14 protein-coding genes are annotated in these 18011 nt (G+C 65.8%); 5 read left to right on the top strand and 9 right to left on the bottom strand.

From position 1 onward, the window contains the following. Positions 1-53: 53 nt before the first annotated feature. The 6 genes from C2862_RS04125 to C2862_RS04100 form a co-directional block, all read right to left on the bottom strand. On the bottom strand, positions 54-749 hold the full coding sequence (locus C2862_RS04125; protein ID WP_136218848.1) for an ATP-binding cassette domain-containing protein: 696 nt from the start codon (positions 747-749) through the stop codon (positions 54-56). Further along, positions 746-1453 (bottom strand): ABC transporter permease, encoded by a 708-nt coding sequence (locus C2862_RS04120; protein WP_136218847.1) that lies wholly within the window; start codon positions 1451-1453, stop codon positions 746-748. The genes C2862_RS04125 and C2862_RS04120 overlap by 4 nt, the downstream gene beginning before the upstream one ends. Continuing rightward, complete coding sequence (locus tag C2862_RS04115; RefSeq protein WP_136218846.1) at positions 1454-2323, bottom strand: formate dehydrogenase accessory sulfurtransferase FdhD; 870 nt, start codon at positions 2321-2323, stop codon at positions 1454-1456. Continuing rightward, complete coding sequence (fdhF, locus tag C2862_RS04110; RefSeq protein WP_136218845.1) at positions 2320-5121, bottom strand: formate dehydrogenase subunit alpha; 2802 nt, start codon at positions 5119-5121, stop codon at positions 2320-2322. Before fdhF ends, C2862_RS04115 begins: the two co-directional genes overlap by 4 nt. After that, positions 5118-6833, bottom strand: coding sequence for an NAD(P)H-dependent oxidoreductase subunit E (locus tag C2862_RS04105; RefSeq protein ID WP_136218844.1), 1716 nt, complete (start codon positions 6831-6833; stop codon positions 5118-5120). The genes fdhF and C2862_RS04105 overlap by 4 nt, the downstream gene beginning before the upstream one ends. A 174-nt stretch (positions 6834-7007) precedes the next feature. After that, positions 7008-8648, bottom strand: a complete 1641-nt coding sequence (locus C2862_RS04100) for an OFA family MFS transporter (protein ID WP_136218843.1) — start codon at positions 8646-8648, stop codon at positions 7008-7010. Positions 8649-8766: 118 nt separating this feature from the next. Here C2862_RS04100 and C2862_RS04095 point away from each other — a divergent pair, with 118 nt between their 5' ends. The 4 genes from C2862_RS04095 to C2862_RS04080 all read left to right on the top strand — a co-directional run bounded on the left by C2862_RS04095 (position 8767) and on the right by C2862_RS04080 (position 12350). Beyond that, positions 8767-9843: a substrate-binding domain-containing protein gene (locus tag C2862_RS04095; protein ID WP_136218842.1), complete on the top strand. Its 1077-nt coding sequence runs from the start codon at positions 8767-8769 to the stop codon at positions 9841-9843. Positions 9844-9992: 149 nt separating this feature from the next. Continuing rightward, positions 9993-10550, top strand: a complete 558-nt coding sequence (locus tag C2862_RS04090) for a PAAR domain-containing protein (protein WP_136218841.1) — start codon at positions 9993-9995, stop codon at positions 10548-10550. Positions 10551-10578: 28 nt separating this feature from the next. Further along, positions 10579-11649, top strand: coding sequence for a DUF2515 family protein (locus tag C2862_RS04085; protein WP_136218840.1), 1071 nt, complete (start codon positions 10579-10581; stop codon positions 11647-11649). Then, positions 11646-12350 carry a hypothetical protein gene (locus C2862_RS04080; protein ID WP_136218839.1) on the top strand — a complete coding sequence of 235 codons (705 nt, stop codon included), beginning with the start codon at positions 11646-11648 and terminating at the stop codon, positions 12348-12350. Before C2862_RS04085 ends, C2862_RS04080 begins: the two co-directional genes overlap by 4 nt. 7 nt (positions 12351-12357) lie before the next feature. Here C2862_RS04080 and C2862_RS04075 read toward each other — a convergent pair whose 3' ends face one another. Continuing rightward, a complete protein-coding gene (locus C2862_RS04075; RefSeq protein ID WP_136218838.1) occupies positions 12358-12594 on the bottom strand; it encodes a hypothetical protein in 237 nt (78 codons plus the stop codon). A gap of 245 nt (positions 12595-12839) precedes the next feature. Between C2862_RS04075 and C2862_RS04070 the strand changes: the two genes are divergently transcribed. Then, the gene (locus C2862_RS04070; RefSeq protein ID WP_136218837.1) at positions 12840-15101 is read left to right on the top strand and encodes a family 1 glycosylhydrolase; all 2262 of its coding nucleotides are present in this window, start codon (positions 12840-12842) and stop codon (positions 15099-15101) included. Between the two features lie 151 nt (positions 15102-15252). Here the strand turns inward: C2862_RS04070 and waaF are convergent, their stop codons facing one another. Further along, a complete protein-coding gene (gene waaF, locus C2862_RS04065; RefSeq protein ID WP_136218836.1) occupies positions 15253-16281 on the bottom strand; it encodes a lipopolysaccharide heptosyltransferase II in 1029 nt (342 codons plus the stop codon). Beyond that, positions 16278-18008, bottom strand: coding sequence for a lipid A export permease/ATP-binding protein MsbA (msbA, locus tag C2862_RS04060; RefSeq protein WP_136218835.1), 1731 nt, complete (start codon positions 18006-18008; stop codon positions 16278-16280). The genes waaF and msbA overlap by 4 nt, the downstream gene beginning before the upstream one ends. Positions 18009-18011 lie beyond the last annotated feature (3 nt).

Below are 18011 nucleotides of genomic sequence, written 5' to 3'. Positions count from 1 at the left end.
GACGATCGCAGAACAAGAAAGCGGCCACTGGCCGCTTTTTTTTACGCTGCGCGCTAGGGCGCCTCGTCGTGTTCGCCCTCGTATTTTTCCTTGTGTGGCCGGTATTCGAGATGGCCGTCGCGCAATTTGAGGCGCCGCACGCCGGGCAGTCCGATCAGGTCGCGGTCGTGGCAGGCCATGACCACCGTCGTGCCCTGCTCCATCAGGGTCGGGATCAGCGCGATCACCTGCTCACGCGCCGCGCCGTCGAGGTTCGAGGTCGGCTCGTCCAGCAACAGGAGGCGCGGCCGCAGCACGCGCGCCCGCGCCAGCGCCACACGCTGCTTCTCGCCGCCCGACAGCCTGGCCGGATCGGTGCCGCGCAGGTAGGCCACGCCGGCCCAGTCCATCGCCTCTTCCACGATGGCCGCCACGCGCGCCCTGGGCTCGCCGCGCGCAACCAGGCCATAGCCGATGTTCTGGGCGACGCTGGTCGAGAACATGACCGGATGCTGGTGCACGTAGACGATGGCGCGGCGCAGCGCCTGCGGGTAGGGATGCAGCGACACGGGCTTGCCCTCGAACTCGACGGCACCCGCCTGCACCGGCTCGAGTCCCGCCAGCGCGCGCAGCAGCGTGCTCTTGCCGACGCCGTTGGCGCCGGTCAGCACGTAGGCGCTGGCGGCCTCCAGGGTCAGCTCATCGATGTCGAACAGCAGGCGCTCGCCATGGCGTTTCACGAGGCCGCGCACCGTCAACAAGGGCCTCATGCGCGTCCTCCCGCCGTGTGGGCCTCGCCCTGCAGCAGCATCAGCGCGCCATTCATCAGCAGCGCCAGCGCGACCAGCACGATGCCCAGTGCGATCCCCTGCGCGAACTCGCCCTTGCTCGTTTCCAGCGCGATGGCCGTGGTGATGGTGCGCGTCTCGCCTTCGATGTTCCCGCCTACCATCAGGGCGCAGCCGACTTCCGAAATGACGCGTCCAAAACCGCTGATCACGGCCGCCATCACGCCGTAGCGCGCCTCATGCAACACGGTGCTCATGATGCGCCAGCGCGAAGCGCCCAGCGCGCGCGCCGTCTCGGCATAGCGGGGATCGAGCGCCTGCACCGCCGCCAGCGTGAAGGCCAGCAGCACCGGCAGGCCGACCACGAACTGGCCCGCGATGATGCCCGACTGCGAGAACAGCCACTCCAGGGACCCAAGCGGGCCGCGGCGCGACAGCAGCAGATACAGCAACAAGCCGATGAGGACCGTCGGCAGCGACAAGGCGCATTGCGCCAGCCAGATGGCGATGCGGCGGCCCGGGAAGCGGTGCATGGCGATCGCGTACCCCAGCAGCACGGCGGGCGGCGTGGCCAGCAGCAGGCCGATGACGCTGGTTTTGATCGAGACCCAGATGATGCGCCACAGGGCCGCATCGCCCGAGAACAGCAATCCGAAGGCGTGCGCCGTGGCGTCGAACAGGGACATTCAGGCTGGACGTGGAACGGGCGGAAGATCGAGCAGTTCGGGTTCGAACACGAGCCGCTCCTGCCCGGCCAGCAGCAGGAAGTGCTTGCCGGTGCAGCGCGCCAGCAGCGACATGCCGACCTTTTCGGCCACCATGTGCCCCATCTGCGTGGTGCCCGAGCGCGACAGCAGGAAAGGAATACCCATCTGCGCGCCCTTGATCACCATCTCCGAGGTGAGCCTGCCGGTGGTGTAGAACACCTTGTCGTCGCCGCGCATCCCCTCCAGCCACATCAGGCCGGCGATGGCGTCGACCGCATTGTGGCGGCCCACGTCTTCGACGAAGTAGAGCAGTTCGCCCTTGTTCGAGAATAGCGCGCAGCCGTGCACCGAGCCGGCCTGTTTATAAATCGACTGCTGGGTGCGGATGGTATCGACGATGCGGTAGACCACCGACTGGGTGAGGCGCGCACTATCACTCAGGGAAATAGTCTCGACCTCATCCATTAATCCGCCAAATACCGAGCCCTGCCCGCAGCCGGTGGTGACGACCTTCTTCGCGGTGCGCTCTTCCACATCCGCGATGCCGTTGCGGGTGACGACCGCCACCGCATCGACCGACCAGTCGACCTGCACCGAGACCACGTCCTCGATACTGCGCACCAGGCGCTGGTTGCGCAGGTAGCCCAGGGTCAGGGCTTCCGGCGCGCCGCCCAGCGTCATCAGGGTGACCAGCTCGCGCTTGTCCACGTACACCGTCAGCGGGCGTTCGGCCGGAATCGAGATCGTCGAAGCACGGCCCCGCTCGTCCAGCGCGCTTACCTCGTGCGTGAGGTGGGCGCGTGCATCGGAGAGGAGCGGGCGGTAGCGTAGCAAGTCTTGTTGGTTCATGTTGCCGATTGTGCCATGCCGGCGAGGATTTGGCCGCCACCATAGCTGCTCTGGTGTGCGACTTCTCCGCCCGGCGTGACCTTGATGGCGCAGTACTTGAACTCCGGGATCTTGCCGAAGGGGTCGAGCGCGGCATTCGTGAGGCGGTTGATCGCCGCTTCGTAGTAGCAGAACGGGACAAAAATCGCCCCCACCGGCGAGCTGTCGTCGGCACGCGCATACAGCACCACTTCGCCGCGGCGCGAAGCGATCGTGATCGGCGCGCCCGGCTGGACGCCCATGCGTTCGAGGTCGAGCGGGTGCACCAGCGCTACCGGATCGGGCTCGATCGCGTCCAGCACGGTGGCGCGGCGGGTCATGCTGCCGGTGTGCCAGTGCTCGAGCTGGCGGCCCGTGATCAGCACCATCGGGTATTCAAGATCCGGACGCTCGTCGGCCGGGATGATGTCGGCCGGGACGAAACGCGCCCTGCCCCCTTCGCGCGGGAACAGCTCGGTGAACACGACCGGCTGGCCGACATCGCCCTCGTTCATGCACGGGTAGACGACGGCGCCGTTCTTTTCCAGGCGCTCCCAGGTGATGCCGCCGATGGAAGGCATCGTATGGCGCATCTCGTCGAACACTTCGGCCACGTGGCCGTAGTTCCACGGCAGGCCGAGGCGGTTGGCGATCTGCTGGATGATCCACAGGTCCTGCTTCGCTTCGCCCGGCGGGTCGATCGCCTGCCGGCCCAGCTGGACCAGGCGGTCGGTATTCGTAAACGTGCCGGTCTTTTCCGGGAAGGCGGAGGCCGGCAGGATCACGTCGGCCAGGTACGCGGTCTCGGTCAGGAAGATGTCCTGCACCACCAGGTGCTCGAGCGCGGCCAGCGCGGCGCGCGCATGGTTGGCGTCCGGATCCGACATCGCCGGATTCTCGCCCATGATGTACATGCCGCGGATCTGGCCATGGTCGATCGCATCCATGATCTCGACCACGGTCAAGCCCGGCTTCGGATCGAGCTTGGTGCCCCAGGCCTGCTCGAACTTCTCGCGCGCCTGCGCGTTGTCGACGCGCTGGTAGTCCGGCAGCATCATCGGGATCAGGCCGGCGTCGGACGCGCCCTGCACGTTGTTCTGGCCGCGCAGCGGATGCAGGCCGGTGCCGGGACGGCCGATCTGGCCCGTCATCAGCGAGAGCGCGATCAGGCAGCGCGCGTTGTCCGTGCCGTGGATGTGCTGCGACACGCCCATGCCCCACAGGATCATCGATCCCTTCGAGGTCGCGTACAGGCGCGCGACATAGCGGATCGTCTCGGCATCGATGCCGCAGATCGGCGCCATCGCTTCCGGGCTGTACTCGGCGACGTTCTTTTCCAGCTCTTCGTAGCCGATGGTGCGGCTGGCGATGAAGGCCTCGTCTACCAGGCGTTCGCTGACGATCACGTGCATCATCGCGTTCAGCAGCGCGACGTCGGTGTCGGGTTTGAACTGCAGGTAGCGGTGCGCGTGGCGCGCCAGTTCCGAGCGGCGCGGGTCGAGCACGATGAGTTTCGCACCCGTGCGCACGGCGTTCTTGATCCAGGTGGCGGCCACCGGATGGTTCACGGTCGGATTGGCGCCGATGATGAGGATGACCTCGGCGCGCGTCACGTCCATGACCGGGTTCGACACGGCGCCCGAGCCGATCCCTTCCAGCAGGGCCGAGACCGAGGAGGCGTGGCACAGGCGCGTGCAGTGGTCGACGTTATTCGTGCCGAAGCCGGTACGCACCAGCTTCTGGAACAAATACGCTTCCTCGTTGCTGCCCTTGGCCGAGCCGAAGCCGGCCAGCGCGGCACCGCCGTGCGTGTCACGGATCTGCGCCAGCTTGCCGCCGGCCAGCGCCAGCGCTTCTTCCCACGTCGCTTCGCGGAACACGTCCAGCACGCGGTCCGGGTCCATCGTGAAGTCGCCCGTCTTCGGCACGCCCGCGCGGCGGATCAGCGGTTTCGTGAGGCGATGCGGATGGTGCGCGTAATCGAAGCCGTAGCGGCCCTTGACGCACAGGCGGCCCAGGTTGGCCGGGCCATTGCGGCCTTCCACGTACAGGATCTTGTTGTCCTTGACGTTATAAGTCAGCTGGCAGCCGACGCCGCAGTACGGGCAGACCGAATCGACCTGTTTATCCGGGATGTTCAGCGCCACTTCGCGCGCCGGCATCAAGGCGCCGGTCGGGCAGGCCTGCACGCATTCGCCGCAGGCCACGCAGGTGGAGTTGCCCATCGGGTCGTCCTGGTCGAACACGATCTTGGCGTTCTCGCCGCGGAAGGCCAGGCCGATGACGTCGTTGACCTGCTCGTCGCGGCAGGCGCGCACGCAGCGCGTGCACTGGATGCAGGCGTCGAGATTGACGGTGATCGCGGCATGCGACTCGTCGCGCTGCGGCTGGCGGCGCGTCGACACGAAACGCGGCTTGCCGACGCCGAGCTTTTCGGCCCACAGGTCGACTTCGTTCTTTCTCGTGTACTCGGCTTCCGGCATGTCGGCCAGCAGCAGTTCGAGCACCATCTTCTGCGCGGCCGTTGCGCGGGCGCTGTCGGTGCTGACCTTCATGCCCTGGCTCGGATGGCGGCAGCAGGACGGCGCCAGCGTGCGCTCGCCGTCGATCTCGACCATGCAGGAGCGGCAGTTGCCGACGGCCTCGAAGCCTTCCTTGTAGCACAGGCGCGGAATCTCGATGCCTTCGCGGCCGGCGACCTCGATCAGGGTCTCGTGCGGCAGCGCCTCGACGGCGCGGCCATTGAGTTCGAATGTGATGGTTTGGATAGGAGCGTTCATGATTTGCCTGTCTCCAGCTCATGCGGGAAGTATTTGATGACGCAGTCGAATGGATTCGGCGCGGCCTGGCCGAGGCCGCAGATCGAGGCGTCGCGCATCACCTGCGACAGTTCGCCCAGCAGCGGCACGTCCCAGACCGGCTTGTTGATGATGTCGAGCGCCTTGGCGGTGCCGTTGCGGCAGGGCGTGCACTGGCCGCAGGACTCGTCCTTGAAGAAGGCCAGCGTATTGCGGGCGGCGGCGGTGGCGCTGTCCCGGTCGGACAGCACGACCACGGCGGCCGAGCCGATGAAGCAGCCGTAGGGCTGCAGCGTATCGAAGTCGAGCGGGATGTCGCCCATGGCGGCCGGCAGGATGCCGCCCGAGGCGCCGCCCGGCAGGTAGGCATAGAAGCTGTGGCCGTCCTGCATGCCGCCGCAGTATTCGGCGATCAGTTCGGTGATCGTGATGCCGGCCGGGGCGAGTTTGACGCCCGGCTCCTTCACGCGGCCCGAGACCGAGAACGAACGCAGGCCGCGCCGGCCGTTGCGGCCGAAACTGGCGAACCAGTCGCCGCCACGTTCCAGGATCTCGCGCACCCAGTGCAGGGACTCGAAATTGTGTTCCAGCGTAGGCCGGCCGAACAGGCCGACCTGGGCCACGTACGGTGGACGCAGGCGTGGCATGCCGCGCTTGCCCTCGATCGATTCGATCATGGCCGACTCTTCGCCGCAGATGTAGGCGCCGGCGCCGCGGCGCAAGTAAATCGGCGGCATGCCCTGCACCGGCGGATCCGCGCGCAGCTTGTCGAGCTCGGCTTCCAGCATGGCGCGGCAGCCGTGGTATTCGTCGCGCAGGTAGATGTAGATGGCCTCGATGCCGACCGCCCAGGCGGCGATCAGCGCGCCTTCCAGGAAGCGGTGCGGGTCGCGCTCGAGGTAGACGCGGTCCTTGAAGGTGCCGGGTTCGCCTTCGTCGATGTTAATCGCCATCAGGCGCGGGCCAGGCTCGGCGCGCACGATGCGCCACTTGCGGCCCAGCGGGAAGCCGGCGCCGCCGAGGCCGCGCAGGCCGGAGGCTTCCAGCGTCTTGATCACGTCCTCGACTTCGTGCTGGCCGGCGACACAGGCGCGCAGCAGCTGGTAGCCGCCGTTGGCGCGGTAGTCCATGAAGCCGATGTGATTGGTCACCTGATCTGTCGTCTCGCCGGCGGCGGCCTTCGCCGCGACCTTCTCGACGGTCGCATTCGGGATCGCATGCTGCCCCACCACCGCGGCCGGCGCCTGTTCGCAGCGGCCGACGCAGGGCGCCTCCAGCAGGCGCACCTCGCGGCCCAGCAGGCTTGGGAGCTTGTCCAGCAGCTCGCGCGCGCCCGCCATCTCGCAGGACAGGCCGGCGCAGACGCGCACCGTCAGCGCGCTTGGTGCCGCCTCGCCTTCCTTGACCACGTCGAAGTGGTGGTAGAAGGTCGCGACCTCGTAGACCTCGGTCTGGGCCAGGCGCATCTCCTGCGCCAGCGCCGCCAGGTGGGCGCTCGACAGGCAGCCGAAACGGTCCTGGATCTTGTGCAGGTGTTCGATCAGGAGGTCGCGCTTGCGCGATTCGGCGCCCAGCAGGGCCTGGACTTCGGCGAGAGCCTGCGGCTCGACGCGGCGGCCCTTCGGGGCTTCGCGCTTGCGCTGGCGGCTGGCGCCGGCGTTGGCGACGGCGATCGGGATGATGGGGTGGTTCATGATGTTGTCCCGGTTGATCTGTGTTGCGTTGGTTTGTTGTGGCGATGCGGCGTGCGAGCGCCGCGACGCGCGGGCATGCCCGCCCTACGTTACGCCACAGTCCGTGGTATCGGTCCGCGGCGGCGGTGTACCGTAGGGCGGGCATGCCCGCGCGGTACACCGCCTGAACAGAACTTATTTGAAGAGCACCGACGCCTTCTGCAGCGTCACCCACACGCCGAACATCAGCGGAATGCCGACCGCCAGCCAGGCAAAGGCCGTCACCAGCGGGCTGCTGGCCACGGCGCTGCCGCCATTGCCGCCGCGTCCAGCGCTCATCGTGCTGATGTCGCGCTCCTGCGCCAGCTTCTTTTCATGCGCCAGTTCGGCATCGGTCATGAAATGCTTGTCCGCCAGCGGACGGATCATTGCATTGAGCACGATGCCCACCACGATGAGACCGGCCAGCACGTACATCGTCACGTCGTAAGCTTGCGCCTTCGGCACGCCGTGCGCAATCTGGTACTCGCGGATGTAGTTGATCAGGACCGGACCGAGCACGCCCGCCGCAGCCCAGGCCGTCAGCAGGCGACCGTGGATCGCGCCCACCATCTGGGTACCGAACAGGTCGGCCAGGTAGGCCGGCACGGTCGCGAAGCCGCCGCCGTACATCGACAGGATGATGCAGATGGCAGCAACGAACAGCCCCTTGTTGCCCACGTGCGCCAGCGACGGAATCGACACATACAGGAAGAAGCCGAGGATCAGGAACACGAAATAGGTCGCCTTGCGGCCGATGAAGTCCGAGCACGAGGCCCAGGCGAAGCGGCCGCCGATGTTGAACAGCGACAGCAGGCCGGTGAAGCCGGCGGCGATCGCCGCGATCTGGCTCTTCTGCGCCGCGTCGAGTTCGTTGAAGCCGAGGTCGACGCCGATCAGCTTGCCGCCGAAGACTTCCTGCAGCAGCGGCGAAGCCATGCCCAGGATGCCGATGCCGGCCGAGACGTTCAGGAACAGCACGCCCCAGATCAGCCAGAACTGCGGGATGCCCCAGACGCGGCTGGCGTGCACGTGGCGCGTGGTCACCATCGTATTGGCGCTCTTGGCCGGCGGAGTCCAGCCTTCCGGCTTCCAGCCGTTGGCAGGCACGCGGTAGGCCAGTGCGCCGGCAATCATGAACACGAAGTAGATCGCAGCCAGGGCCAGGAAGGTTTCCCACACGCCGACCGAGGTGGCGGTAGCAAAATGCTTCATCAGCTTGTCGGCCAGCGGTGCGCCGATCATGGCGCCGCCGCCGAAGCCCATGATGGCCATGCCGGTCGCCATGCCGCGGCGGTCCGGGAACCACTTGATGAGCGTCGACACGGGCGAAATGTAGCCGAGACCGAGGCCAATCCCGCCGATCACGCCGGAACCGAGCCACATCAGCCAGATCTGGTGGCTATAGATGCCGAAGGCGGAGATCACCAGGCCGCCGCACCAGCACACGGCCGACACGACGCCGGCTTTGCGCGGACCCGCATGCTCGAGCCAGCCGCCGAACAGCCAGGCCGCGAGACCGAGGAAGAGGAAGAAGATCGTGAAGATCCAGCCCAGCATCGAGATCTTCCAGTCGCAGGTGGTCGAGAAGATCTCGGCCATGAAGCCCATCTCGGGCGAGCAGGCGACCGATTCGGTGATGCCGATCGCTTTCGACAGCGGCAACCAGAACACCGAGAAGCCGTAGGCCATGCCGATACACAGGTGAATCGCCAGCGCCGCCGGCGGCACCAGCCAGCGGTTGAAACCGGCGCCCGCGATCGTGCGCTCTTTATCTAAAAAACTGAACAAACCCATGTCCCCTCCGTTTTATAAGTATGTAATATGCTTTTTAAAGCATATCTATTGGGCATCTTTTATTGCCCGCCGAGGGTATCATGATGTTTTTGACAGCGAAATAGGCTATTTTTAGCATATGCTCACCGTTCATATCCGGCCCCACTGGGAAATCAGTGTCAAGGGAGAAGCGCCGCTCGACACGGCCGATTTGCTCGGCCTGCTACTCTCGATCCAGGATACGGGTTCGATCGCGCAGGCCGCCAAAAGTGTCGGCCTGTCCTACCGTTACGCCTGGGGCTTGCTGCGCTCGGCGGAAAGCCTGTTCGGCGAACAATTGCTGCAAACGGGACGCGGGCGCGGCACGGCCCTCACGCCGCTGGCGCAAAAGCTGGTCTGGGCCGACCGCCGCATCGCCGCGCGCCTTTCCCCTACCCTGCACAGCCTGGCCTCGGAACTCGAAGCGGAACTCGCGCGCATCACGGCGAATAAACTGCGCACCCTGCGCATGGATGCCAGCCACGGCTTCGCGGTCGCCGCGCTCACCGGCTGCATCGACCGGGATGCGTTACCGCTCGACCTGCGCTACCGCACCAGCACCGACGCCGTGGCGGCGCTGGCGCGGCGCGAATGCGACCTGGCCGGCTTCCACATCCCGCTGGGCCGCTTCGAGGCGCAAACAGTCGCCTGGTACCTGCGCTGGCTCGATCCGCAGCAGCATTGCCTGGTGCGCGTCGCGGACCGCCAGCAAGGCCTGATCATGGCGCGCGGCAATCCGCTCGGCCTGCGCGGGTTGGCGGACCTGGCGCGCCCGGAAGTGCGCTTCGTGAATCGCCAGGCCGGTTCCGGCACGCGCATGCTGCTGGAAATGATGCTGGCCGCCGACGGCCCGCCGCTCGAATCGATCAACGGCTACAACAGCGCCGAGTTCACCCATTCGGCGGTGGCCGCTTACATCGCCAGCGGCATGGCCGACGCCGGCATCGGCATGCGCGCAGCAAGCGCTCAGTTCAAGCTCGACTTCCTGCCGCTGGTGCGCGAACACTATTATTTCGCGCTGCGCCAGGATGCCGTCGATGAACCTGCCATGCGCCAGTTGCTCGAGCTGATGCGCGATCCGGCCTACCACAAGCTGGTGAATGCCCTGCCCGGCTACGATGCCAGCGGCACGGGCGAACTGGTGTCGATCGCCGAAGCATTCTCGTTGCCGTCCTGAGCTGCTGTCGTTTCCAGCCAGCCTGTCCTGTGCCGGGGATGCGACGGGTTCCGCCCTCGTCATGGCGTCTCCTGCGCTCCCTCAAATAAGCGGCCTCGTCCATCGTTAGGCTGGAGTCTTTGCCTCGCGAGGCGCGGGGAAAGGACGCCATGCCCGACAGATATTTCATCACGCTCGGCGCCGCTACCACGGCGGGGGGCAAGGTCGTGTCGGGCAGCCGCTTCGAGACGATCGATGGCGTACCGCTGGCGGTCGAAGGCGATGTCTGCTGGTGCCCGAAATGCCTGTCGGAAGGCGTGATCCAGCCCGACGGACCGCGCCTGCACGACGCCATCGACGGCCGCCTGGCCGCCCTGCATGACGACCTGTGCATCTGCAAGTGCACGCCCCCGCCGCGCCTGGTCGCCACCCAGAGCCTGATGTGCCAGTCGGTCGACGGCGACTGGTATGCCGGCCAGGTGGCCGTGGCCGCGCAAAAGGTAGCCGATGCCAACGCCGCCGCCATCCCGCCGCCGGCCGAGGACTACCTTCCCCTCGCGCTGGTCGACATCGGTACGCAGGAGCCTCTCGGTAACCGCCCCTACCGGCTCGCGCTGCCGACCCGGGTGGTCGAAGGAACGCTCGACCAGAACGGCTGGACCGAGCCCCTGAGCGCGGACGAACGCGAGGCGGTCCGCACGGGCCGCGCCGAAACGACCATCGCCTGATCCCTGTTGCATGCCGAGGAGTGTGTCCATGCAGGCCAGCTATGTCCCTGGAATGAAGAATCCCTGGTTCCCCAGGCACACCTACCACGGCATCCCCATCGGCAGGAACGTCAAGCCGGCAGCGGAGTGCACGCTGCTCCACTGCGTCGGGCCGGCCGCCACGGTGGAACGGGCGGTCGCCGTCCCCATCCTGACGCCCGAACACCTGTGGCGCAGCTTCCAGGCCGAGGCCGAGGACATTCTCAAGGTGAACGGCAGCTTCGAGGGCAACGACCGCGAGCGGAACAGGCGCATCAACGCGGCCTATGCGAAATTATGGCTGGCCGACAACCGTTTTCAGTGGGCAGGACTGGCGGCCTTCGCGTCGAAGCAGGTGGGGTGCGGGCTGCTGCATTCGGCCGAGGTCAGCGAGAAGAACCGCCGCGTGCGTGAGCTGGTGGGGCGGGCCTTTGCCGCGTATCCCGGCGCGGGGGCGTCCACGATGGTGCAATCCGGCACGGAAGCCGCGGCACAGTACATGTATCGAAAGCTGGGCTTCGGGAATGCGCACCTGTTTTTGGATATTTATCCGCTGCACAGGTTTTTTATGGAACGGGGGTGGGAGGAGTTCAATGCTTATCTCGCCAAGCGGCAGAACGATAAGTATCCGGTGCATTGGGCGGTGGATAGGAACACGCTTCGGTTTGGGACACCGTTCGCCGAGATTAAGGAAGGATTCGATCTCATCAACTCGGGAGACCTAAAGCGAAGCGTTGACCGGCTCGCCCAGCATGAGCAGGTCAATATTTTGCAAAGGATTATGTACAACGATCCTGTCCTGCAGAGACTACTTGCCTTGAACCAGTATGCCTGGGCAACCGGGTTCCCAACGGGTGACTATGAGGAGATAAAACTGACACTATCAGCCGAATGCAGGGCCAAGTCGGGTTTCACATCGTGGTTCTCACAACACAAGAACGCGGAGCTGTGGATGGTGAAGCAACGCATGCCATTCGTACTGGCCGCCGCCAACCAATTTCACCAGCTCCTGCATGGACCCGAGCGTCCTTATGTCGAGGCATCGATCCGGACGATCGCCGCCGGTGGAGGTGTCGCATGACGCGCTGGTATCATCGCTTTGCCTTACTGGCTGGCCTCGTCGTCGCAACCGTCTGGTGGCATTCCCGCCCGCCTGAGCCGACGATCCTGGCCTTCCGACTCGGCCAGACCTTCGAGCAGGTCGTCAACGATTCCACCTATCCGGTCCTGGAGCGATCAAACCACCCCGCTGACGATCCGGGTGGAGACAAGTTCGGTGCGACCTGGGTCACGGAGCCGTCCGTGATTATCCGCTTCACCGATCCGAGGCACGGGTTCACGCTCCCGCCAACCAAGTTTGCTGCACTTACCTTCTCGGAAAACCAGGCGGTTTCGCTTGCCACGTCGCCCATGCTGGACCCGCTGCCCTTCGACGAAGCCGTGACCATCCTGGAAAACCTGCAGAACCAGTTTAAGGCAGGCGGCTGGGAGCCTTGGGAAAAGGACGATAGTACCTGGTTCGACCTGACACCGGAGGGCAAGAAGCGGCTGCATGCACGCATGTTCGAATCGGCCTACTCGCAGGAGGCAACGCTCCGCATTCCCAAGCTGTACGGCATGATCTTCCGGCTGAAATGCAGCGAAGGTTGCTGGACGAAGGAACCGCCGTATCTGTTTCTCATCGATATTGGATTAGGCAGCGATGTTCATGGACGGGAGCCGGGCGAGCCGAGGAGGTGGGAGCAACCCGAGAATGCCCTCACAGGGAGTGCCGTGCAATAAACACGCCTTATCTCCGCCGCTTCTTCCAGTTGTAATCCGCCCCCGTCACATCCACCCCCGGATGCCCCACCAGGTCCGGATGTTCGGAACACATCGTGATGAAGCGCACGCCTTCGCCTTCGCGCTGACGGCGCCGCAGGTCTTCCATGAAGCCCATCGCCTTGACCATCTCGTCGGTACCAAAGGCCTGGGCGTACGGGCGGCTATCGGTTTCCTCAATGACTGTCCAATACACCATATACATTTGCCGCTCCGAAAGTGATTTTGACGAAATTGCTGAACAAACAACAATGTCTCAAATTTTGCGCCCGCTTAAAAACATGAAGCGCACCGTTTCATTGAAGATAGCATATATTTAGCAGAGGAAATGGATACGTTGACAAAAAGTAGGACTAGTCCGAAATGTCCTCTATATGTTCGCCATTTCACATAACAGCCTGCGTCACGCCGTTAGTCTAGGGCCTGTCTCATTACTAGCAGGTATTTCTCATGAACATCGACAAGCAGATCCAGCCTGAGACCGCAACCGAGCTGGCGCTTTGGGGCGGACTTGAATGCACGGTCAACCGTGTACGCGACAATTACTTCAGCCAGATGGACCGCAATGGCCACGCCGACCGGGTCGACGACATCGAACGTTTCGCTTCCCTCGGCATCAAGGCAATCCGTTATCCCGTGCTTTGGGAACGCACCGCACCGAACGGCATCGAGAGTGCCGACTGGTCCTGGTCCGATGCGCGCCTGCCCGCCCTGCAGCGCCTGGGCGTCACGCCGATCGTAGGCCTGATCCACCACGGCAGCGGTCCCGAACACACAAGCCTGGTCGATCCAGCCTTCCCCGAAAAGCTCGCCGAGTACGCCGGCGCGGTAGCCCGGCGCTACCCCTGGGCCGAGTACTACACCCCCGTCAACGAGATATTGACGACGGCGCGCTTCTCCGGTCTGGCAGGCGTCTGGTACCCGCACGGGACGAGCCACACGACCTTCATCCGCGCCCTGCTGAATCAATGCAAGGCCACCGTGCTGTCGATGCGTGCGATCCGCGCCGTCAATCCGGACGCGAAACTGGTGCAGACCGACGACCTGTCGAAGACCTACAGTACGCCCGAGATGGCATGGCTGGCGAACTTCTTCAACGAACGGCGCTGGCTGGCCTGGGACATCCTGTGCGGGAAAGTCGATCCCGAACACAAGCTGTGGGGCTACCTCACCGAATCGGGCGCCACGCCTGAAGAACTGCTCTGGTTCCGCGAAAACACCTGCCCGCCCGACGTCATCGGCGTCAACTACTACATCACCAGCGAACGCTGGCTCGATCACCGTGTCGAGCGCTATCCGAAGTCGCACTGCCACGAGTACGACGGCGTCATGCATGCCGACATCGAGACCCCGCGCGCGCTGGCCACGCCCACGCCCGGTATCGGCCCGCTGCTGATGGAAACCTGGGAGCGCTACGGCCTGCCGATCGCCATCACCGAAGCCCATATCGACGCCAACCGCGAAGACCAGCTGCGCTGGCTGCTCGAGATCTGGAATGCCGCGCAGAAGGCCAGGACCCAGGGCGCCGACGTGCGCGCCGTCACGGTCTGGGCCCTGCTCGGTTCCTACGACTGGAACTGCCTGGTCACCGAATGCCGCGGCTACTACGAGCCGGGTCCCTTCGACGTGCGCGGCCCGCAGCCGCGTCCGACGGCAGTGGCCAAGCTGATGCGCGAACTGGCCAGCGGCCGTCCGCTCTCGAACCCCGTGCTGCAGGGCCAGGGCTGGTGGCGCCGGCCGGGCCGCTTCCTGTGCAAGCCGGTCGCCACGCGCACGGCGGTGGCCGACATCGCGGTGCGCAGCCAGTTCAAGTCGAACCACGTGCAGCCGATCCTGATCACGGGCGCCACCGGCACCCTCGGCTCCGCGTTTGCGCGCATCTGCGAGAAGCGCAACCTCGCGCACCACGTCCTGACGCGCCAGGAGATGGACATCACCGATCCGGCTTCGGTCGAAGCGGCGATCCAGCGTTTTAAACCCTGGGCGATCATCAATGCCGGCGGCTATGTGCGCGTCGACGAGGCGGAAACGGACGTCGAAGGCTGCATGAACGGGAACACCCATGGACCGACCGTGCTGGCCCTGGCCTGCATCCGCCACGCGCTGCGCTTCATGACCTTCTCGAGCGACCTGGTGTTCGACGGCGGCAAGGACACACCCTACCTCGAATCGGACCCGCTGGCGCCGCTCGGCGTGTACGGCCGCAGCAAGGCCGAATCCGAACGGCGCGTGCTGGAAGCCGATCCCCAGGCGCTCGTGATCCGCACCAGCTCTTTCTTCGGTCCGTGGGACAAGCACAACTTCGTCACGCAGGCGCTGGCCGCCTTGCGGGCCGGCCAGCCGTTCACGGCCTCGAACGACCTGGTGGTGACGCCAACCTATGTGCCGGACCTGGTGAACGTGAGCCTGGACCTGCTGATCGACCGCGAGCGCGGCGTCTGGCACCTGAGCAACGGCGAAGCCGTGACCTGGGCCGAGCTGGCGCGCAAGGCCTGCGAGGTGGCCGGGGTCGATGCAAAGACCTTGCAGGAGCGGCCGGCGACCGAACTCGGCTACGTGGCCGTGCGACCGCACTACTCGGCCCTGGGCAGCGAACGCGGCATGCTGCTGCCCTCGCTCGACGACGCGCTGGCGCGCTACATCAAGGCGCTGGAGGAGCATGCGGTGGACGACGGCGAGATGGTGGGGGAAGCGGCGCATTACGCCAGCTGATGCGCGTTGATCAGCCGCCGCGGCTGTGCGGCTGATCTACTGTTTCAACCGCGTGGGCATGCCCACCCTACGGTGCACGATGGCCACGGGCTGAAGCGTAACGTAGGGTGGGCATGCCCACGCGTTTTCGTGTCCTAAAACACTCGAACGCTTATCGCGCCAACATCGGCGCCAACTCCTTCCACACGATCGGCGCCTCCATCTGCTCGAGACAATTGTGATGCCCCAGCGGGCACTCCCGCTGCCGGCAGGGCGAGCAATCGAGACGCAGCGACAGCGCGCGCGCCATGTCGGAAAACGGCGGCGCATGTTCGGGATCGGTCGGCCCATACAAGGCGACCACCGGCCGGTTCAGGCTCGACGCAATGTGCAGCAAGCCCGAATCGTTCGCCACCACGGCCGCTGCGCGCGCAATCAAGGCGATCGCTTCGTCGAGCTGGGTCTGGCCGGCGAGGTTCAGCATGGCGGCCGCCGCGGGGCCCGCGTGCGCCACGACTTCATCGCAGGTCTCGCGATCCTTGGGAGAGCCGAGCAGCGCGATCCGCGCGTCCGCCTGCTGCACCAGGATCGCCTGCGCCAATTCTCCGAAGTGGCGCGGCGGCCAGCGCTTGGCCGGACCGAATTCGGCGCCCGGCGCGAACACGATCAGGGGACGCCCCGCCTCGACGCCATGGCGCGCGCAGGCCGCGGCGATGCGCTCATCCGGCACCTGCAGGCGCGGACGCGGCGCGGGGGCCAGCGGCGCGTTTGGCTCCAGCGCCAGCGCCGCATAGAACGGCACCATCGGCCGCGGCGGCGTGTCGTCCAGGTGCATGACGTTCACCAGGCCATAGCGCATCTCTCCCTTGTAGCCGACCCGGCGCGGTATCCCGGCCAGCCAGGGAATCAGCGCGTATTTCAGCGTGTTGGGGAGTACGTAGGCAGCGAGATAGCCGCGCGCGCGCAGCACCTGCGCATATTTCCAGCGCTCGCGCAGCTGCAGCGCCTTGTGCCGGAACGGCGTCTCGAGCACCGTGTCGACTTCCGGCACCGCGCGCCAGACCGGCGCCACCGAAGGCGGGGACAGCACGTCGATCGGGCGCTCGGGATGCTGCGCCTTCAGCCGCTGCAGCAGCGGCTGCGCCATCACCGCGTCGCCGATCCAGTTCGGCGAAATGACCAGCGTGCGCCCGTTCTTCATTGTTCGGCCGTCGTGGCCGCGAACTGCAGCCGGTAGAGATTGGCGTACATGCCGCCCTGGGCCAGCAGCTCGTCGTGGGTGCCCTGCTCGACGATGCGGCCGGCCTCCATCACCACGATGCGGTCGGCGCGCTCGATGGTGGACAGGCGGTGCGCGATCACGATCGTGGTGCGGCCCGCCATCAGGGTGTCGAGCGCGGCCTGGACGGCGCGTTCGGATTCGTTGTCGAGCGCGGAAGTCGCTTCGTCGAGGATCAGGATCGGCGCGTCCTTGTAGATCGCGCGCGCGATCGCCACGCGCTGGCGCTGGCCGCCCGAGAGGCGCATGCCGTTCTCGCCGATCATCGATTCGACGCCGTCCGGCAGGCGCGCCACCACGTCGGTGAGGTGCGCCGCCTTGATCGCCGCGGCCAGGCGCTCGTAGTCGATACGTTCGACGCCGTAGGCGATGTTGGCCGCCAGCGTGTCGTCGAACAGCACCACGTTCTGGCTCACCATCGCCAGCTGCGCGCGCAGGCTGGTCAGCTTGATGTCGCGGTAGGGCACGCCGTCGAGCAGGAGGCGCCCGCCCTCGGGGTCGTAGAAGCGCGTGACCAGGTTCACGAAAGTGGATTTGCCGCCGCCCGAGACGCCGACCAGGGCCACCGTCTTGCCGGGCTGGATGTCGAGCGACACGTCGTGCAGCGCCAGGCCGGGCGCGTTCGGATAGCGGAACGCCACGTTCTCCAGGCGCAGGTGGCCCTTCACCTCTTTCAGCTCAAGGGTGCCGGTGTCTTCCTCAACCTTCGAATCGATCATCTCGAACACGGTTTCGGCGGCGGCGATCCCGCGCTGCATCGGGCCGTTCACTTCGGCCAGCGATTTCAGGGGCGTCAGCAGCATCAGCATCATCGTCACGAACTGGGTGAACTCGCCGACCGTCATGTTCGAGCGGATCGCCAGCACGATCACCAGCGACAGGGTCATGGCGGTGGCGATTTGCGTGATCGGCGTGGTGGCGGCAAAGGCGACCGTGCTGCGCTGGGAGAAGCCGAGCAGCGCGGCGCTGCGCATGTCGAAGCGACGCCGCTCGTAGCGCTCGCCCGAGAACACGCGGATCACCTGGTGGCCGCGCGCCGCCTCCTCGACCACTTGCGTCATCTCGGCGGTGACGCGCTGGTTTTCGCGGTTCAGGCGGCGCAGGCGCTTGGTGGTCGTGCGCACGATGACGGCGGTCAGCGGCATGACGACGACGGCGACCAGGGTCAGTTTCCAGTTCAGGTAGAGCAAGGTGCCGAGCAGGCCGGCCACCACCAGCACGTCGCGAACAAAAGCGATGAAGACCGAGTTGATCATGTCGACCACCTGGCGCACGTCGCCGATTACGGTGTTGATGATCTTGCCGGTCGACTCCTCATGAAAACGCGCGACCGGCAGGCGCAGCAGGCGGTCGAACAGGCGCGCGCGCAAGTCGTTCAGCACCCGGCTGATCACCCAGTTGTTCAGGTAGGCGGTGGCGAAAGTGCCGATCCCGCGCAGGACGAAGATCGACACCAGGATGGCCGGGATCCACCACAGCGAAAAGTCGACCTTGTTGTCGAAGCCGCGGTCGAGCAGCAGCTGCAGCGCCTTGCCCAGCAGCGGCTGGGTTGCCGCCGTGAGCGCCATCGCCAGCAGCGCCATGTAGGCGCGGCCGCGGTAGGGGCGGATGAACGCCCACAGGCGTTTGACGATCGTACTGTTTTCCATAAA

Origin of the sequence: Massilia sp. Mn16-1_5 (assembly GCF_004798585.1) — a bacterium.
In the GTDB taxonomy this organism is placed as follows: Bacteria; Pseudomonadota; Gammaproteobacteria; order Burkholderiales; family Burkholderiaceae_D; genus Telluria.
Note: the sequence above shows the minus strand (reverse complement) of the source record. Positions and strands in the feature narration are given on the sequence as shown.